This is a genomic window from Streptomyces sp. NPDC000410 (assembly GCF_040300305.1).
Classification (GTDB): domain Bacteria; phylum Actinomycetota; class Actinomycetes; order Streptomycetales; family Streptomycetaceae; genus Streptomyces.
The window spans coordinates 369,394-385,148 of the sequence record NZ_JBEPDM010000001.1; the positions used below are offsets into that span (position 1 = coordinate 369,394).

Annotated in this window: 14 protein-coding genes; 10 read left to right on the top strand and 4 right to left on the bottom strand. The window is 69.6% G+C overall.

Annotated features, from left to right (window positions below):
• The first annotated feature begins 376 nt into the window (after positions 1–376).
• The 6 genes from ABT342_RS01720 to ABT342_RS01745 all read left to right on the top strand — a co-directional run bounded on the left by ABT342_RS01720 (position 377) and on the right by ABT342_RS01745 (position 8,157).
• Entirely contained in the window at positions 377–4,726 is a 4,350-nt protein-coding gene (locus ABT342_RS01720) for an RHS repeat-associated core domain-containing protein (protein ID WP_351565422.1), read from the top strand.
• A gap of 40 nt (positions 4,727–4,766) precedes the next feature.
• Complete coding sequence (locus tag ABT342_RS01725) at positions 4,767–5,243, top strand: hypothetical protein (protein ID WP_351565424.1); 477 nt, start codon at positions 4,767–4,769, stop codon at positions 5,241–5,243.
• A gap of 219 nt (positions 5,244–5,462) precedes the next feature.
• Positions 5,463–5,897 (top strand): hypothetical protein, encoded by a 435-nt coding sequence (locus tag ABT342_RS01730; protein ID WP_351565426.1) that lies wholly within the window; start codon positions 5,463–5,465, stop codon positions 5,895–5,897.
• 392 nt (positions 5,898–6,289) lie between these two features.
• A complete protein-coding gene (locus ABT342_RS01735) occupies positions 6,290–6,439 on the top strand; it encodes a hypothetical protein (protein WP_351566349.1) in 150 nt (49 codons plus the stop codon).
• A 147-nt stretch (positions 6,440–6,586) separates the two neighbouring features.
• On the top strand, positions 6,587–7,141 hold the full coding sequence (locus ABT342_RS01740) for an SMI1/KNR4 family protein (RefSeq protein WP_351565428.1): 555 nt from the start codon (positions 6,587–6,589) through the stop codon (positions 7,139–7,141).
• A gap of 8 nt (positions 7,142–7,149) precedes the next feature.
• A complete protein-coding gene (locus tag ABT342_RS01745; protein ID WP_351565431.1) occupies positions 7,150–8,157 on the top strand; it encodes a hypothetical protein in 1,008 nt (335 codons plus the stop codon).
• A 62-nt stretch (positions 8,158–8,219) separates the two neighbouring features.
• On the opposite strand, the gene ABT342_RS01750 is transcribed toward ABT342_RS01745, so the two are convergent.
• The gene (locus ABT342_RS01750; protein ID WP_351565434.1) at positions 8,220–9,173 is read right to left on the bottom strand and encodes a LysR family transcriptional regulator; all 954 of its coding nucleotides are present in this window, start codon (positions 9,171–9,173) and stop codon (positions 8,220–8,222) included.
• A 62-nt stretch (positions 9,174–9,235) separates the two neighbouring features.
• Here ABT342_RS01750 and ABT342_RS01755 point away from each other — a divergent pair, with 62 nt between their 5' ends.
• From ABT342_RS01755 to ABT342_RS01765, 3 genes are all read left to right on the top strand, one after another.
• Positions 9,236–10,537 (top strand): MFS transporter, encoded by a 1,302-nt coding sequence (locus ABT342_RS01755; protein WP_351565437.1) that lies wholly within the window; start codon positions 9,236–9,238, stop codon positions 10,535–10,537.
• 173 nt (positions 10,538–10,710) lie between these two features.
• Positions 10,711–11,358: a L,D-transpeptidase family protein gene (locus tag ABT342_RS01760; protein WP_351565440.1), complete on the top strand. Its 648-nt coding sequence runs from the start codon at positions 10,711–10,713 to the stop codon at positions 11,356–11,358.
• A 104-nt stretch (positions 11,359–11,462) separates the two neighbouring features.
• The gene (locus tag ABT342_RS01765) at positions 11,463–12,446 is read left to right on the top strand and encodes a sigma-70 family RNA polymerase sigma factor (RefSeq protein ID WP_351565443.1); all 984 of its coding nucleotides are present in this window, start codon (positions 11,463–11,465) and stop codon (positions 12,444–12,446) included.
• A 12-nt stretch (positions 12,447–12,458) separates the two neighbouring features.
• On the opposite strand, the gene ABT342_RS01770 is transcribed toward ABT342_RS01765, so the two are convergent.
• Complete coding sequence (locus ABT342_RS01770; RefSeq protein ID WP_351565446.1) at positions 12,459–12,776, bottom strand: STAS domain-containing protein; 318 nt, start codon at positions 12,774–12,776, stop codon at positions 12,459–12,461.
• A gap of 71 nt (positions 12,777–12,847) precedes the next feature.
• Between ABT342_RS01770 and ABT342_RS01775 the strand changes: the two genes are divergently transcribed.
• Positions 12,848–13,519, top strand: coding sequence for an HAD family hydrolase (locus tag ABT342_RS01775; protein ID WP_351565449.1), 672 nt, complete (start codon positions 12,848–12,850; stop codon positions 13,517–13,519).
• A 238-nt stretch (positions 13,520–13,757) separates the two neighbouring features.
• Here ABT342_RS01775 and ABT342_RS01780 read toward each other — a convergent pair whose 3' ends face one another.
• Both ABT342_RS01780 and ABT342_RS01785 read right to left on the bottom strand, forming a co-directional pair.
• Positions 13,758–14,348 (bottom strand): Uma2 family endonuclease, encoded by a 591-nt coding sequence (locus ABT342_RS01780; protein WP_351565452.1) that lies wholly within the window; start codon positions 14,346–14,348, stop codon positions 13,758–13,760.
• Between the two features lie 101 nt (positions 14,349–14,449).
• A complete protein-coding gene (locus ABT342_RS01785) occupies positions 14,450–15,727 on the bottom strand; it encodes a thymidine phosphorylase (protein ID WP_351565455.1) in 1,278 nt (425 codons plus the stop codon).
• Positions 15,728–15,755 lie beyond the last annotated feature (28 nt).

Genomic DNA, 15,755 nt, shown 5'->3' on the forward strand with positions numbered 1-15,755 from the left:
CATGTTCGAGACGGGGGCCTCTTCGTCATGGGTTACACCATTCCCGAGGGCGTCGACGCGATGCTCGATATCGTCGGCGTGGGGTGGCCCAACGTCGACGAGGACGCGTACCGGGACATGGCGGACGCGCTGCGGGAGTTCGCGGACGACGCGGACGACGACGCGCACGCGGCGCACGGACACATCCAGCGGCTGCTCTCCTCCGGGCAGAGCGAATCGCTGACGGCCCTGGACCAGCACTGGGGAAAGGTCCAGAAGAAGAACAAGGACGTGGCCAAGGCGGCCCGTACGATCGCCGGGGCGCTGGACCGGGTGGCCGACCTCATCGTGGCCCGCAAGATCATGGCCGGGCGAACTCGCCGACCTGGCCGCCACGGTGGGCATCACCCTCGCGCTGGCGCCGGTCACGGCGGGTCTTTCGACGCTGCTGGCGGGGGCGAAGATCCTGGCCACCCGTGCCGCGTTCAAACAGGTCCTGAAGGAGATGGCCGACCTCGCGGTCGCCGAGATCGTCGCCATCCTCACCGAACCGGCCGTCGCCGCGCTGGAGAACATCGCGGCCGACCTCGCCATCCAGGTCGCCCTCAACGTCGTCGGCGTGCAGGACGGTTACGACGCCGGCCAGACCGTGCAGGCGGGCAAGGAGGGACTGCAGATCAACTCCGCGGGCGGGCCGGGCGGAGGCGGCCCCGGTGGCGGACCCGTGATCGACCACGACGCGCACGGCAAGGCCGGCGGGAAGCTGGGCGACGTACAGATCGCCATGGAGGGCAAGACGGCCGGGAAGATCGGCAAAGCGAAGACCGCACATGGCCGGGCCAAGGGCAAGGACTCCCTCACCGCCGTCCTCGACACCACCCTCGAGAAAGTCATCGAGAAGCTCGTCAAGGGACACAAGGACCTCAGCAAGCACACCGGCACCGACCTGCCCAAGTCCATGAAGGCGGGCTCGAAAACCCACCGGGACACCGACCAGGACGTCCGCGACCGCGTCAAGAGCATCGCGGCGAAGGGCGGCAAGGACGGCGACGGCCTCGACGGACGGCGAGGCAAGTCCGACCCTGCGACGAAGGGCCCGGGGCGCCCCCGCCCCAAGTCGCTGCGGGAAGCGCTCGACAGGGTCCGCGAGTGGGCGATCTCGCTACGCAACCGCCGCTGCAAGACCGACCCCGTCGACGTGGCCAGCGGGGAAATGGTCCTCTCCCAGACGGACCTGGCCCTGCCCGGGATCCTGTCGCTCGTCCTGCGGCGCACGCACATATCCAGCTACCGCTACGGCCACTGCTTCGGCCGCAGTTGGGCCTCCACCCTCGACGAGCGCCTGGAGCCGGCAGGCCAAGGCGCGATGTGGGCCCGCGAGGACGGCTCGATCCTCTTCTACCCGGACCTCCCGCGCGATGCCGACGAGCAGGTGCTGCCCCTGGAGGGCGACCGGCTGCCGCTCACCTATGTCGAGCGCAACGCACTGGGTGATGTCACGTACGCCGTGCATGACACCCACGCGGGCCTGACCCGGCGCTTCACCGGCAACCCCTACCACGCGGGCGGCCTGTACTGGCTGCGTGAGATCGAAGACCGCAACGGCAACGCCCTTCAGATCGGCCGTACCGAGGACGGTCTGCCCACCATCGTGCACCACGAGGGTGGCTACCGTGTGCGGGTGACCACCGACCCGGAGCTCGGCCGTGTCACAGGACTGTCCCTCCAGACACCGGACGGCCCCGTTCAGGTGACGTCCTTCGGCTACGACAGCAACGCGAATCTGGAAGCGGTCGCCCATTCCTCGGGCACACCGCTGCGGTTCACGTACGACGACGAGGCGCGGGTCACCTCGTGGACCGACCGCAACGACTACACCTACCAATACGTCTACGACGCGGCCGGCCGGGTCGTGCAGACCGTCGGCCCGGACGGCGCACTCTCCTCCCAGTTCTGCTACGACACGGTCAACCGCATCACCCGCTTCACCGACTCCACCGGTGCCGTCACCGTCACCTACCTCAACGAACTCGGACAGGTCGTCGCCGAGACCGATCCACTGGGGCACACCGTCCGCTTCGAGTGGGACCGCTGGGACAACCTGCTCTGCCGCACCGACCAGATCGGCAGTACGGCCCGGTTCGCGTACGACGAGCACGGCAACCTGACCACTGTGTACTACCCCGACGGGCGGCAGGCACGGACCACGTACAACGCACTGCACCTGCCGGTGTCGATGACCGGTCCGGACGGTACGGTCTGGCGGCAGACCTTCGACGAGCGCGGCAATCGGACCGCGATCATCGCGCCCGACGGGACGTCGACCACGTTCACGTGCGATGCGGCGGGCGCACTTACTACGGCCACGTACCCCACGGGCGACACGGAGCGGCGCACCAATGACCCGGCAGGCCTGACGCTTTCGGTCACCGATCCGCAGGGCGCCACTTACGCGGTCAGGCGCGACCCGTTCGGCCTTCCGGTCGAGAGTATCGATCCCACCGGCGCGGTCACCCGGTTGCAGTGGACGCCAGAGGGATTGCTGTCGCGACGCACGGCCCCCGACGACACGATCGAGTCGTGGACGTGGGACGAGGAGGGCAACTGCCTCGCGTATACCAACCCATTGGGCGGTGTCGTCCGGTTCGAGTACACGTGGTTCGACCTGCTCGCCGCCCGCACGGGCCTGGACGGCGCGCGCTATGAGTTCACGTACGACACCGAGCTGCGCGTCACTGGTGTACGCAACCCCGAAGGCCGGACGTGGCGTTACCAGTACGGTCCTGCCGGGCTGCCGATGTCGGAGACCGACTTCGACGGCCGCACCACCACGTACGAACATGACGCCGCAGGGCGCCTCGTCGCCCGCACGACACCGCTCGGACAGCGCATCACGATGACCTACGACGCCCTCGGCAACGTGGTGACGAAGGACGCCGCCGGAGTCGTCACCCGCTACACCTACGACGCCGCAGACCGACTGACCCGCGCCGAGTCGCCGACGTCCACGCTGTCCGTGGAGCGCGATGCCATGGGCCGGCTGGTGGCGGAGACCGCCGACGGGCGCACCATACGGTTCGGCTACGACACGCACGGCGAACTGGTCTCACGCACGACCCCGACGGGGGCCGTGACCTCGTACGCCTACGACGCGGGCGGCAACCGGGTGCAGGTCGAAGCCTCCGGCCACACCCTCGACTACACGCACGATGAACTGGGCCGGGAGCTGCGGCGCACCTTCGGCCCCGCCGAGGCGCCGGTGGCGCTCGACTCTGGGTGGGACCCGATCGGCCGACTGACGTCCCAGTCGGTGTCCACCGCGCGAAACACGGTCCTCTCACGGTCGTACACCTATCGCGCCGACGGCTTCCTCACCTCGGAGACCGACCACCTGAGCGGACTGACCGCGAGGTTCGAACTCGACCCACTAGGCCGACCGCTCGGCGTCACCGCGGGCGAATGGTCAGAGAGTTACACCTACGACGCCACCGGAAACCAGACCGGCGCCCAGTGGCCCGACCGGGCGCGGCACACAGAGAGCCGCGGTGAACGGGTGTATGAGGGCACCCGCCTCCTCAGCGCGGGCGGGGTGCGCTACGAGTACGACGACGCCGGGCGGGTCGTCCTGCGCCAGAAGCGGCGTCTGTCCCGCAAGCCCGACACCTGGCGCTACACCTGGGACGCCGAGGACCGGCTCGCCTCCTGCACAACTCCGGACGGCACTGTCTGGCGCTACACCTACGACCCACTCGGCCGCCGCACCGCCAAGCACCGCATGGCACCCGACGGGGCCATGGTCGAGGCCACCGTCCAGTTCTCCTGGGACGACACCCGGCTGGCCGAGCAGACCGACACCTCGACCGGGGTGACGCTCACGTGGGACCACGAGGGCTACCGCCCCGTCTCCCAGCTCGAACGCCGCATAGCCGCAGACTCCTCGCAGAGCGACGTCGGCAGCCGCTTCTTCGCCATCGTCACCGACCTCGTCGGCACCCCGACCGAACTCGTCGACAAGCACGGCGAGATCGCCTGGCACAAGCGCTCCACCGTCTGGGGCCTCACGGCCTGGAACCGCGAAGCCGACGCCTACACCCCGCTCCGCTTCCCCGGCCAGTACGACGACCCGGAGACCGGCCTCCATTACAACCTCCACCGGCACTACGACCCGGAGACGGCCCGATACGTGTCGGCGGACCCACTGGGCCTCGCCCCTGCTCCCAATCCGGCCGCCTACGTCACCAACCCGTTCACGTGGATGGACCCGGAAGGGCTGATCGCCAAGGGATGCACGGAGAAGGGCGGCTGGTACGGCGGCCAGCTCCCGGCCAACCAGAAGGCGGACGGGACGCGGTTCCCCCTCGCGATGGAGGTCAACCACATTCCGCCCAAGGCTGCATGGAAGGACATCACCGACCCGGGCTTCTACCGCGCGGGCAAGTCGCACAAAAAGCAGAAGGTCAACAATGGTCCGTCCATTCGCATGGAATACGATGACCATCGCGATGTGTACAGCACGGGCAGCGAATTGCAGGCGCAGGCCTGGCAGATGTGGCAGCGAGAGCTGGTGAGCCAGGGCCGTATCACCGAGGCCATGAGGATGGACATCGACGACATCAAGCGCAGGTTCCCGGGCAAGTACGACCAGCACATCGAAGAAATGGTGAAGAGTTTGAAGGACAACAAGAACCTTCAGGCCATGCTGGCCAGCCGTGGCTGGAGCATCGACGAGGCGGCTCTCCTGCGGTGATTTTCCAGCGAGTGAGCGAAAAGGAGTGAGCGGAACAATCATGGATGTTGAGATTCAGCCGCACATCGGCGTTGGGCCGTTCCGGTTCGGTATGCCCTTCGACGAAGCGATGGCGCTCGGTGAAGGGCTGGGCCGGATCAGTCACCGGCCCGGAGCTGAGCGGCCGCCGGGGAAGTACGTGGTGAACCTAGACGACTCCGCGTTCCAATTCGTTCTGTCCTTCCCGCAGGACGGGACGCTAACCGCCGTCGAGCTGTGGCGCTTCCGCGTGGAGGACGCCGATATCAACGTCACCTTCGATGGAATGGATGTCTTCCGCACCCCCAGCGAGCAGCTGGTGCCGCAAATGGAGGCAAGCGCACATTCCGTTGTCTACGACGATGATTTTGGCATTCACGCCCTTCCCGAGCTCAAGATGTCCTTCGCCAACAACAGCTCCTTCGACTACCCCGAGGACGCGGAGGGTGATCCCTTGTATTTCGACTACGTCCTGGTCACGACAGAGCCTGTCCGGTGACCTGAAGCGGGTTCTGCAACTGGGAGAGTGCGCGTGGGGCACCCTCGAAAGGCCCGACGTCTTCCGCTGGACGGTGCCGATGTGTTCCGGACCCCGGGCGAGGAGCTCTTCCGGCCTTCGCCCGGGCCGGTAGGCAGCGGTACGTACTCGGAGGGTTGGAAGGGGACGATGATTCTGGAGCTGTTGCCGGCGGTGGGGGTTGCCACGCTCAGGCTAGGCATGTCGGCCGACGAGGCGGTCCGGGCCGCGCGCGAACTGGGCTTCGCCCCGTCCGACCCTGACTACGGCGACGCGCCCGGACAGGTGCTCTGCGAGCACGCGGAGTCCGAGACGGAGTTCAATCTCGGCTTCACCAAGGGCGCGCTGACCGACATCCATGTGTACCGGTTCCGGGTCGAGGACGCGGATGTGACGGTCGTCCTGGACGGGCTCGACGTCTTCCGGACTCCCAGCGAAGAGCTGCTGGAGCGCCTTGAGGAACGCGGCCACACGGTCGAGCAGAACGACGACGGCGTGGACACCCTCCCCGACCTCAAAGTGATCCTCTCGAACGAGAGCAGCTTCGAGTACCCGATGGACGAGGAGGGGGACCCGATCTACTTCGACTACGCCCTCGTCACCTCGGTGGACTTCCGGGGGCCACGCGGGGACTGACTCCGATGGCCGTTGACCTCCTCGCTCAGGAACCACTCCCCGGATTCGGCGAACGGTGCGGGCATCACGACGCCTGGCAGGCGCGCGACCGCGCGAACTGGCTGGTGGCGGTGACCAATGCGCGGACGTCCGGACCGCCGTGCAGCGTCCGTGACGACCCACACGGGAGGACCGCGTGATCCGCGCCACGCCAGAACGACCGATCGACGTCGAGGCCCTGTTCCCGGCCCTCGCGGCCCACCGGCGTACCAGCACCCGGCTGCACCGCCGCCAGGGGTCCCCGAAGGCGGAGGAGAGTTCGGTGGCGGGGCCGATGCTGTGGCCGGCCGACGAGCCGTGGCCGGTATGCACCGCCCGTCCACGAAAAGGGAACCGGCCATCTGCTGACCGACGTGCGGCGCGAGCGGCGCATTCTCGACGGAGAGTGGCGTCGGCCCCCCAAGACGAGCCACCAGACCGGCGTCTACCTCGGCCGCGGCTACATGCGCATCCACACCTGCCCCACCGACCGCCGGCACCCCCACCGCCTCAGCTTCCAGTAACACCAAGCCCGAACCAGCATTGCGCAGCCGTTCCAGGCTCCAGGGCGACATCTCGGCGCCGCCTTGTGCCGCATCCTCTTCCACGGACAGGGCTCATGGGTCTGGGCATGACGCATGAACAGCCCACTCCATGAATGAGAGCCATCCGTGAACCCGCACGTCGAACGCCTCGCCCAGCACTTCCCTCCACTCGCTGCCCCCGAGCGCAAGAACTGGCATGAGGTCGAGTCAGCTCTCGGGGCCGAACTGCCGGCCGACTACAAGCAACTCGTCGACACCTTCGGCGGCGGCGTGTTCGACAACGCGGTGTGGGTACTCGAGCCTGGCTGCGCCAACAAGTACTACGACCTCCTGATCGAGAATCGGGGCCGTCGAGAGGAACTGGAGGCCAGCGGCTCCCACCCCGAAGAACTGGAAGAGGAGGGGAGCGATGTCATCGCGTGGGCTCTCACGGAGAACGGCCAGACGCTGTACTGGCTCGTCCGCCCCGGGCAGGCGCCGGACAGCTGGCTCGTCATGATCCACGAAGGACGCGGTCCCGCCTGGGAGCGCTACCCCACGTCTTGTGCCGCCTTCCTCGAGTCCCTCCTGGTGACCGGCGAGGCCGAATCCGCCTTCTTCCACGGGCTGCCCGCCGACAGCCACGAGTTCCGGGCAACCGGTCACGCTGAGCTGTCCGGCAGTGCCGGCGGGACGGCCTGAGCAGGGACATGGAATACACACACCTCGCCGCTGAGTGCCTTGCTCAGGAAACGCTCCCCGGTTTCGGCGAACGGCGCGGGCATCACGACGCCTGGCAGGCGCGCGACCGCGCGAACTGGCTGGTGGCAGGCACCAAGGGTGAGATCACGGTCGGGCGCGTCGACGAGGATCCCTCCCGCGTCTTCGCGTGGCAGCGCCGCTGGCCCTCCCCGCAGCCCGGGCGGAGCCATGGTTTCGCCTCTCCGCTGCCGGACGGCGGTCTCGCCGTGAGCGGCAGCGGCATCGTCACCGTGTACGAGGCGGACGGCCGGGTGCGCTGGACATACGAGCACGAACCCTGGTTCGACCACCGCGTCGCCTCGGGTGCCTGTGTCGCCGATCCGTCGGGGCGTCGGCTCCTCGTCACGATGCCCGGCCTGTTGGAGACCGAAGGCCCCTACCCCGGGGACCTCTGCGTCGCCCTCGACCTGGCCGACGACCGGCGCGTCGCCGCGACCTTGCTGCCGTCCGCGTCCGCCGGCTACTCCTTCCAGCAGTCCCTCACCGACCCGACGCAGATCTTCCTGAACGCGGCGATGGGCGATACGTTCCACTCCCTCCTGGTCACGCTGGAGAACGACGTCCTACGAGTGCGGCCCGTCGGCCTGGAGGACGAGCCCTTCGCCGGGCTGAGCCTGAACGGCGCGTTCCTCAAGCTGGACGTGGGCGGAGAGTGGCTGAGCCGGTACGAGGCCGGGCAGCCCGATGTCAGCGCCCACGCCGAGGATGTCCTGCCCGAAGACCTCTGCTTCGTCGGCTACCACCCGGGATTCCTGGACGCGGACCGCGTCCTGGTCGCCATCGCCGAGGACCAGGACTCCGAGGACAACCGGCACCTGATCCTCGACGGCCACACGCTCCAGCCGGTCGCCGAGCTGGACTACCCGGGAGCAAGCAGCTTCGATCCGCTGGCGCTGGGCGACGGCACATGGCTGACCGTGGACGGTGACACGGTCCGGCGCTGGCGTACGGCCTGACCCGGGGAAGCCCGGTCCAGCGCCGGCGTACGGCGTGACCCGGGGAAGCCTGGTCCGCCGCCTCAGTCCGGCAGCAGATTCCCCCGCCGGGACAGCAGGAACTTCTTGAACTGCGCCACCGGCGCCGTGTCCGGATGCCCGTCGAGCCACGCCACCCCGATCTCGCGCACCGCGCGCGGGGCCGTGACCGTCAGTTCGACGACTCCCGGGCGCGGCACCGCCGGTGGCGGGAGCAGGGCGACGCCGAGGCCCGCGGCGACCAGGCCGCGCAGGGTCTCGGCCTCCTCGCCCTCGAAGGCGACGCGCGGGGTGAATCCGGCCTCCGCGCACAGGGCGTCCGTGATGCGGCGCAGTCCGTAGCCGGTTTCCAGGGTCACGAAGGTCTCGTCGGCCGCCTCCGCCAGGCGGATGCGCTTGCGCGTGGCGAGGCGGTGGTCGTCGGGGACCACGAGGCGCAGGCGCTGTTCGTCGAGGCGGCGGGCCACGAGGTCGGGGGCGTCCGGGACCGGGGAGGTGAGGCACAGGTCCAGCTCGCCGGCGCGCAGGCCCTCGATCATCGCCTCGCCGTAGTTCTGGACGAGGGAGAAGCGCACGCGCGGGTGGTCGACGCGGAAGGCGCGGATGAGCTCGGGTACCGTCTCGGAGCCCATCGTGTGCAGGAAGCCGAACGCGACCTTGCCCGCGTACGGGTCGGTGTCGGCCCGTACGGCGTCCGCCGCCCGCTCGACCTCGGTGAGCGCCCGCTCCACCGAGGCCAGGAAGGTGCGGCCCGCGGCGGTCAGCGAGACGTTGCGGCCCTTGCGGGTGAACAGCGCGACACCCAGGTCCTCTTCGAGCCGGACCATGGCGCGCGACAGCGTCGACTGGGGGACGCCCAGCTCGTGCGCGGCCCTGGTCACATGCTCGTGGCGGGCGACCCCGGCGAAGTACGCGAGGCGGGGCGCGAGCAGCAACCGCATGTCTTCTTCGTAACTGTTCAGTGACAGGCGAGCCCGTGAGCTGGGTTCATGCACCATGGGAACGATTAAAGCCGTTCCATGCATTGGACGCATCAGAGGGGGGTGCCTACCGTCGAGGCATGCCTTCCGCCAGTACCGAGGCGCCCACCACCGTGGGTGCCCTCACTTCGCCGTCCCCTCAGCTCGCCCCCGGCCTCCCCGGTTACCGCCGCATGAGCTTCGCGCTCTTCGCCGCGGGCGTCGCGACCTTCGCCCTCCTCTACTCCACCCAGGCCCTGCTGCCCGCCGTCTCCGCCGACTTCGGGGTGAGCGCGAGCGCCGCCAGCTGGACGGTCTCCGCCGCGACGGGCGCGCTGGCCCTGTGTGTACTGCCGCTGAGCGCCCTGTCCGAGCGGTTCGGCCGGGCCCGGATGATGACCGTGTCGCTGGTGGTCGCGGTCGCGGTCGGCCTGCTGGTGCCCCTCGCGCCGAACCTCGAATGGCTCGTCGCGCTGCGCGCGGTGCAGGGCGCGGCGCTGGCCGGGCTGCCGGCCTCCGCGATGGCGTACCTGGCGGAGGAGGTACGGCCCAAGGCGCTGGTCGCCGCGATCGGTCTGTTCGTGGCGGGCAACAGCATCGGCGGAATGAGCGGCCGGATCGTCACCGGCTGGGTCGCCCAGCTGTGGGGCTGGCGGGCGGCGCTCGGCGCGGTCGGCCTGATGGCGCTGGTGTGCGCGGTGGTCTTCCGGCTGCTGCTCCCCCGCGCCCGGCACTTCTCCCCCGGCTCGCTGAACCCGCGCGCGCTGGCGAAGACGGTCCGGGGTCATCTCAGTGACCCGCTGCTGATGCGGCTGTACGCGATCGGCGCGCTGTTCATGACCGTCTTCGGCGCGGTCTACACGGTGATCGGCTACCGCCTGGTGGAGGCCCCCTTCTCGCTCCCCCAGGGCGTCGTCGGCTCGATCTTCCTGGTCTATCTGGTCGGTACGGTCTCCTCCGCGGCGGCCGGAAGGCTCGTCGGGCGCCTCGGCCGGCGCGGCGCGCTGTACCTCGCGGTCGGTACGACGGCGGCGGGCCTGCTGCTCTCCCTCGCGGATTCGCTGGTCGCGGTCCTGATCGGCCTGGTGCTGATCACGGCCGGTTTCTTCGCGGGCCACGCGGTCGCCTCCTCCTCGGTCAGCCGTACCGCGAAGACCGGCCGGGCCCAGGCGTCGGCGCTGTACCAGTCGGCGTACTACCTGGGCAGCAGCGCGGGCGGCACGCTCGGCGCGGTGGCCTTCCATGCGGGCGGCTGGGCGGGCACGGTGCTGCTGGGGCTGCTGGCCGTCCTCGGCGTCGTCTCGGTCACGCTGTACGGGTCGTACGCGGCGCGGGCGCAGGAGCGGCGGCCGCTCCCGCGGCCGGTCACGCAGCCCGTCCCGCGGCACATCGCCCAGCACTGACGAGATTTCCGGAAATCCACGGCCACTTCCTACAACCAACGGCCCCCCTGTGAGCGTCCAACGGTCAGAGCAACCGCACAGCGCCCACAGGGGAGTTGGTGACCGTGGCACGTAAAGGATCGGGTAACGGGACGATACGGAGACGGGGCGGTGTCGCCCTCGGCATCACGGGGATGGTGGTGCCACTGACGCTGGCGCTCGGCGCCGCACCCGCGCAGGCGGCGTCCTGCACGACGTCGACGGGGCCGTACCAGACGCGGGTCGAGCGATTTCTCGGCCTGCGGGTCGACGGGCGGCAGTCGGCCGCCGACTGCAAGGCGATCCAGAAGTTCCAGAGCGCGCACGGGATCACTCCGACGATCGGCTACGCCGGACCCCTCACGTGGCGCACGATGAACACGATGCTGGCCCAGCGCGCGGCGGGCAGCACCCCCAACAAGGCCGGCAAGTGCCCCACCAACAAGGGCCGCATCGCCTGTGTCGACCTGACCCGGCAGCTGACCTGGATCCAGGACGGGGCGCGGCTGAAGTACGGGCCGGTGCCGGTGCGCACGGGGCGGGACGGGGCGGAGACCCGGACCGGCTCGAAGCGGATCTACTACCGGAACATCAACCACTGGTCGACGCTCTACCACGTGCGGATGCCGTACTCGCAGTTCTTCGACGGCGGCATCGCGTTCCACTCGGTCAGCAAGTCGATGTACAACCCGCCCGGCTCGGGCGGCTGCGTCAACATGCGGACCGCGGACGCGAAAGCGTACTGGAATCTGCTGCGCAACGGGGACGACGTGTACGTCTACGGCCGCAAGCCGGGAACCTGACCCGCGTTGTCGGTGCCCTCCTGTAGCGTCCGAAGGGCTGGTGCTTCCGCCGGTGCTTCGGGCGCCGGCACCTTGGAGTGATGTGCGCGGACAGGGTGGACCCGATGAGTGATACGGCAACGACGCAGGACCTCGACTCCCGGCTGGAGGGTTACCGGACGGAGCTGACCGGTTACTGCTACCGCATGCTGGGCTCCTCCTTCGAGGCGGAGGACGCCGTCCAGGACACGATGGTGCGTGCCTGGCGGAGCTTCGAGAAGTTCGAGGGGAGGTCGTCCCTGCGCTCGTGGCTGTACCGCATCGCGACGAACGTCTGCCTGGACATGCTGAACGCGGGCAACCGCCGGGCCCGCCCGATGGACCTGACCGCCGCCACGCCGGTGGCGCAGGCCCAGCTCAACGCCCGTCCGGAGATCACCTGGCTGGAGCCGGTGCCGGACGGGCGGGTGCTGCCGTCCGTGGCCGACCCGGCCGAGACGACGGTCGAGCGGGAGACGATCCGGCTGGCGTTCGTCGCGGCGCTGCAGCATCTGCCGCCCAAGCAGCGGGCGGTGCTGATCCTGCGCGAGGTCCTGGCGTGGAAGGCCGCCGAGGTCGCCGAGCTGCTCGACACCTCGGTCGCCTCGGTCAACAGCGCGCTCCAGCGCGCCCGCGCCACGATCGCCGAGTCGGACCCCGCGAAGACGGACACGGCGGACCCGCTGGACGAGGAGCAGCAGAAGCTGCTGGAGCGCTATGTCGCGGCCTTCGAGGGCTACGACATGAAGGCGCTGACCGCGCTGCTGCACGAGGACGCGACCATGTCCATGCCGCCGTACGACCTGTGGCTGCGCGGGCACGACGACATCGTGGGCTGGATGCTCGGCGTCGGAGAGGTCTGCCGCGGCTCGAAGTTGGTCCCGACCATGGCGAACGGCGCGCCGGCCTTCGCGCACTACCACCCGAGCCAGGACGGCGAGGGGTACGAGCCGTGGGCGCTGATCGTCCTGGAGCTCTCGGACGGCAAGATCGGCGGGATGGACTTCTTCCTGGACACCAAGCGGTGGTTCCCGCTGTTCGACCTGCCGGACCGGCTGGAGAAGGCGTGAGCCGCCGCGCGGTCACAGGGGAGGGCTGAGGACGGGGTCGCCGTGACCGAGGTCGTCGCCCAGGCCGACGAGCTCCAGCAGCAGCGTCAGCTCTGGTCCGGCGTCCCTCAGTCGTAGGTCGCGGCCGAGGCGGCGGGCGGTGAGCCGTAGCCGGGCGATGGCGTTGACGGTGGTGAGGTCGGCGCCGGTGAGCCCGCCGGCGTCGCAGATCACGTCGCCGGCGGCTGCGGCGCCGATGATCCGTGCCTGCAATCGGGCGCACAGCAGCGGTACATCGGCCGGGGTGACCCGGCCGATGAGGGCGATGACGATCGGATGCGCGCTGTCCATATGGAGAAGGACCCCGAGCACCACAAGAACTCATCGGCCGTGCGGCCGATGAGGGCTCTAGGCTGCGCCGAATGACTCGTGATCCTTTCGATCTGGTGATCTTCGACTGCGACGGTGTCCTGGTGGACAGCGAGCGGATAGCCGTGAAGGTGGACGCGCGGGTCTTCGCCGAGCTGGGCTGCCACTTCACCGAGGCGGAGATCATCGAACGGTTCGTCGGCTCGTCGTCGGAGGCCTACACGGCGGCGGTGGAGGAACGGCTCGGCCGGCGGCTGAAGCGCGACTGGTTCAAGGCGTACGCCCGTCTCTACCAGGAGGCCTTCGATGCCGAACTGACCCCGGTCGAGGGGATCTTCGAGGCGCTGGACGCCCTCGACACCCCGTACTGCCTCGCGTCGAACGGCGGCCACAAGGGCATCCGCCGCAGCCTCACGACGACCGGACTGTTCGCGCGCTTCGAGGGCCGCATCTTCAGCGCCGCCGATGTGCGGCGCGGTAAGCCCGAGCCCGACCTCTTCCTCCACGCGGCCACCACGATGGGCGTACCGCCCGAACGCTGCGCCGTCGTGGAGGACAGCCCGTACGGCGTCCGGGCGGCGCGCGCCGCGGGCATGCGCGCCTTCGGCTACTGCGGAGGGCTGACCCGGGCGGAGCGGCTGGCGGGGCCGGACACGGTGGTCTTCGACGACATGCGCGAACTCCCCCGGCTGCTCGCCCGGCACGTGTCCGGCGGCCCGACGTGAAGGCCCTCCTCGCCGGCGAGGAACAGGCCGTCGCGGAGGCTCATGGCCATCTGTGGTCGGCGATCCTGCACCCGGGCACCGTCTGGCCCGCGACGGCGCCCGTGGCCAGGATCGTCGCCCGCATGCTCGCGGTGCCGGGGCTGCGGCACCGACGACGACGGGGCCGGGGACACGGGGGCCGCACGGCGGCGCGGGAAGCCGCTGTCCGGCTGGGACGGCGGGAGCCGGGCGAGGCGAGTCAGCCGACGGGGAACGTGCTGGTGTCGATGGTGAGGTCGAAGGGCGCGGGGAGGGTGATGTCTTCGCCGAACTTCACGTTGGCGAGTACGCGGTACATCGCGTTCTTCGGCTCCCCGTACAGCGTCGCGGTGGGGCGCCCCGAATGCCAGCTGTCGAGCAAGAGATACAGCGGAACACCCGCCGTCGCATAGCCGTGCAGCTTTTCCACCCGGTCGTGGTTCGCGTTGGACTTCGAGGTGATCTCGACGACCAGCTCGGCCGCTGCGGCTGGGATGCAGGTGCCCGGCTCGTTCAGGACCGCCCTCGGGGCCACGAGCAGATCCGGGATGAACATCCCCAGACGGGAGGGAATCTCGACCGCGAGGGTCTGGTAGATGCCCCAGTCTTCTGGGATCGCTGTGTAGAGGCGCCTCTGAACCAGTTCAGCGAGGCTGTTGTGGCTGTTGGCGGGCGTAGGTGACACGGTGACGATCCCCTCGATGATCTCCACCGTGCAGCCGTCAGGTGCATCCGTCTCCTCCCAGATCCGGACAACGTCGTCCCACTCGTGGCCCTGGGCCGTCGGGGGTTCGACGGTGAGTGCGCTCATGGCGGTCTCCTCTGTCGGTGCGTCACCGAGTCCAGCATGCCGAACGGGACCGGCGGGGGTCCACCGGTCCCGTTCACCCAAAAGGGCCACTGGCATATGACTCAGGCGATGCGGTCCAGGACGATCGGGTCCGGGGCGAACGCCGTGCCCGCCGCCGCGATGTCGTACGCGCCCTCCAGGGACTTCAGCGCGTAGTCGAACTTCTCCGGGGTGTCCGTGTGCAGCGTCAGCAGCGGGGCGCCCGCCGTGACCGTGTCGCCCGGCTTGGCGTGGAGTTCGATGCCCGCGCCCGCCTGGACCGGGTCCTCCTTGCGGGCGCGGCCCGCGCCGAGGCGCCAGGCGGCGACGCCGACGGCGTAGGCGTCGAGGCGGGTGAGGACGCCCGAGGACGGGGCCGTCACCACGTGCTGCTCCCGGGCGACCGGCAGCGTCGCGTCCGGGTCGCCGCCCTGGGCGGCGATCATGCGGCGCCAGACGTCCATCGCGGAGCCGTCCGCGAGGGCCTTCGCCGGGTCGGCGTCCTTGATACCGGCCGCGTCGAGCATCTCGCGGGCGAGCGCGAGCGTCAGCTCGACGACATCGGCCGGGCCGCCGCCCGCCAGGACCTCGACCGACTCGCGGACTTCGAGCGCGTTGCCCGCGGTGAGGCCGAGCGGGGTCGACATGTCGGTGAGCAGGGCGACGGTCCGCACGCCGTGGTCCGTGCCCAGCCCGACCATCGTGGAGGCGAGTTCACGCGCGTCCTCGATGTTCTTCATGAAGGCGCCGGAGCCGACCTTGACGTCCAGGACCAGCGAACCCGTACCCTCGGCGATCTTCTTCGACATGATCGAGGAGGCGATCAGCGGGATGGCCTCGACGGTGCCGGTGACGTCCCTGAGCGCGTACAGCTTCTTGTCGGCCGGGGCGAGTCCGTCGCCCGCCGCGCAGATCACCGCGCCGGTGGAGTCCAGTACGGAGAGCATCTCCTCGTTGGACAGCAGGGCGCGCCAGCCGGGGATCGACTCCAGCTTGTCGAGGGTGCCGCCGGTGTGGCCGAGGCCCCGGCCGCTCAGCTGCGGGACGGCCGCGCCGCAGGCCGCCACGAGGGGCGCCAGCGGCAGGGTGATCTTGTCGCCAACGCCGCCCGTGGAGTGCTTGTCGGCGGTGGGGCGGGACAGCGAGGAGAAGTCCATGCGCTCGCCGGACGCGATCATCGCGGCGGTCCAGCGGGCGATCTCGGCGCGGTTCATGCCGTTCAGCAGGATGGCCATGGCCAGCGCCGACATCTGCTCATCGGCGACCTCGCCGCGGGTGTAGGCATCTATGACCCAGTCGATCTGCTCGTCGCTCAGCCGGCCTCGGTCCCGCTTGGTGCGGATGACGGAAATGACGTCCATGTGTTCCAGGGTCCTTCCAGGTACGAAC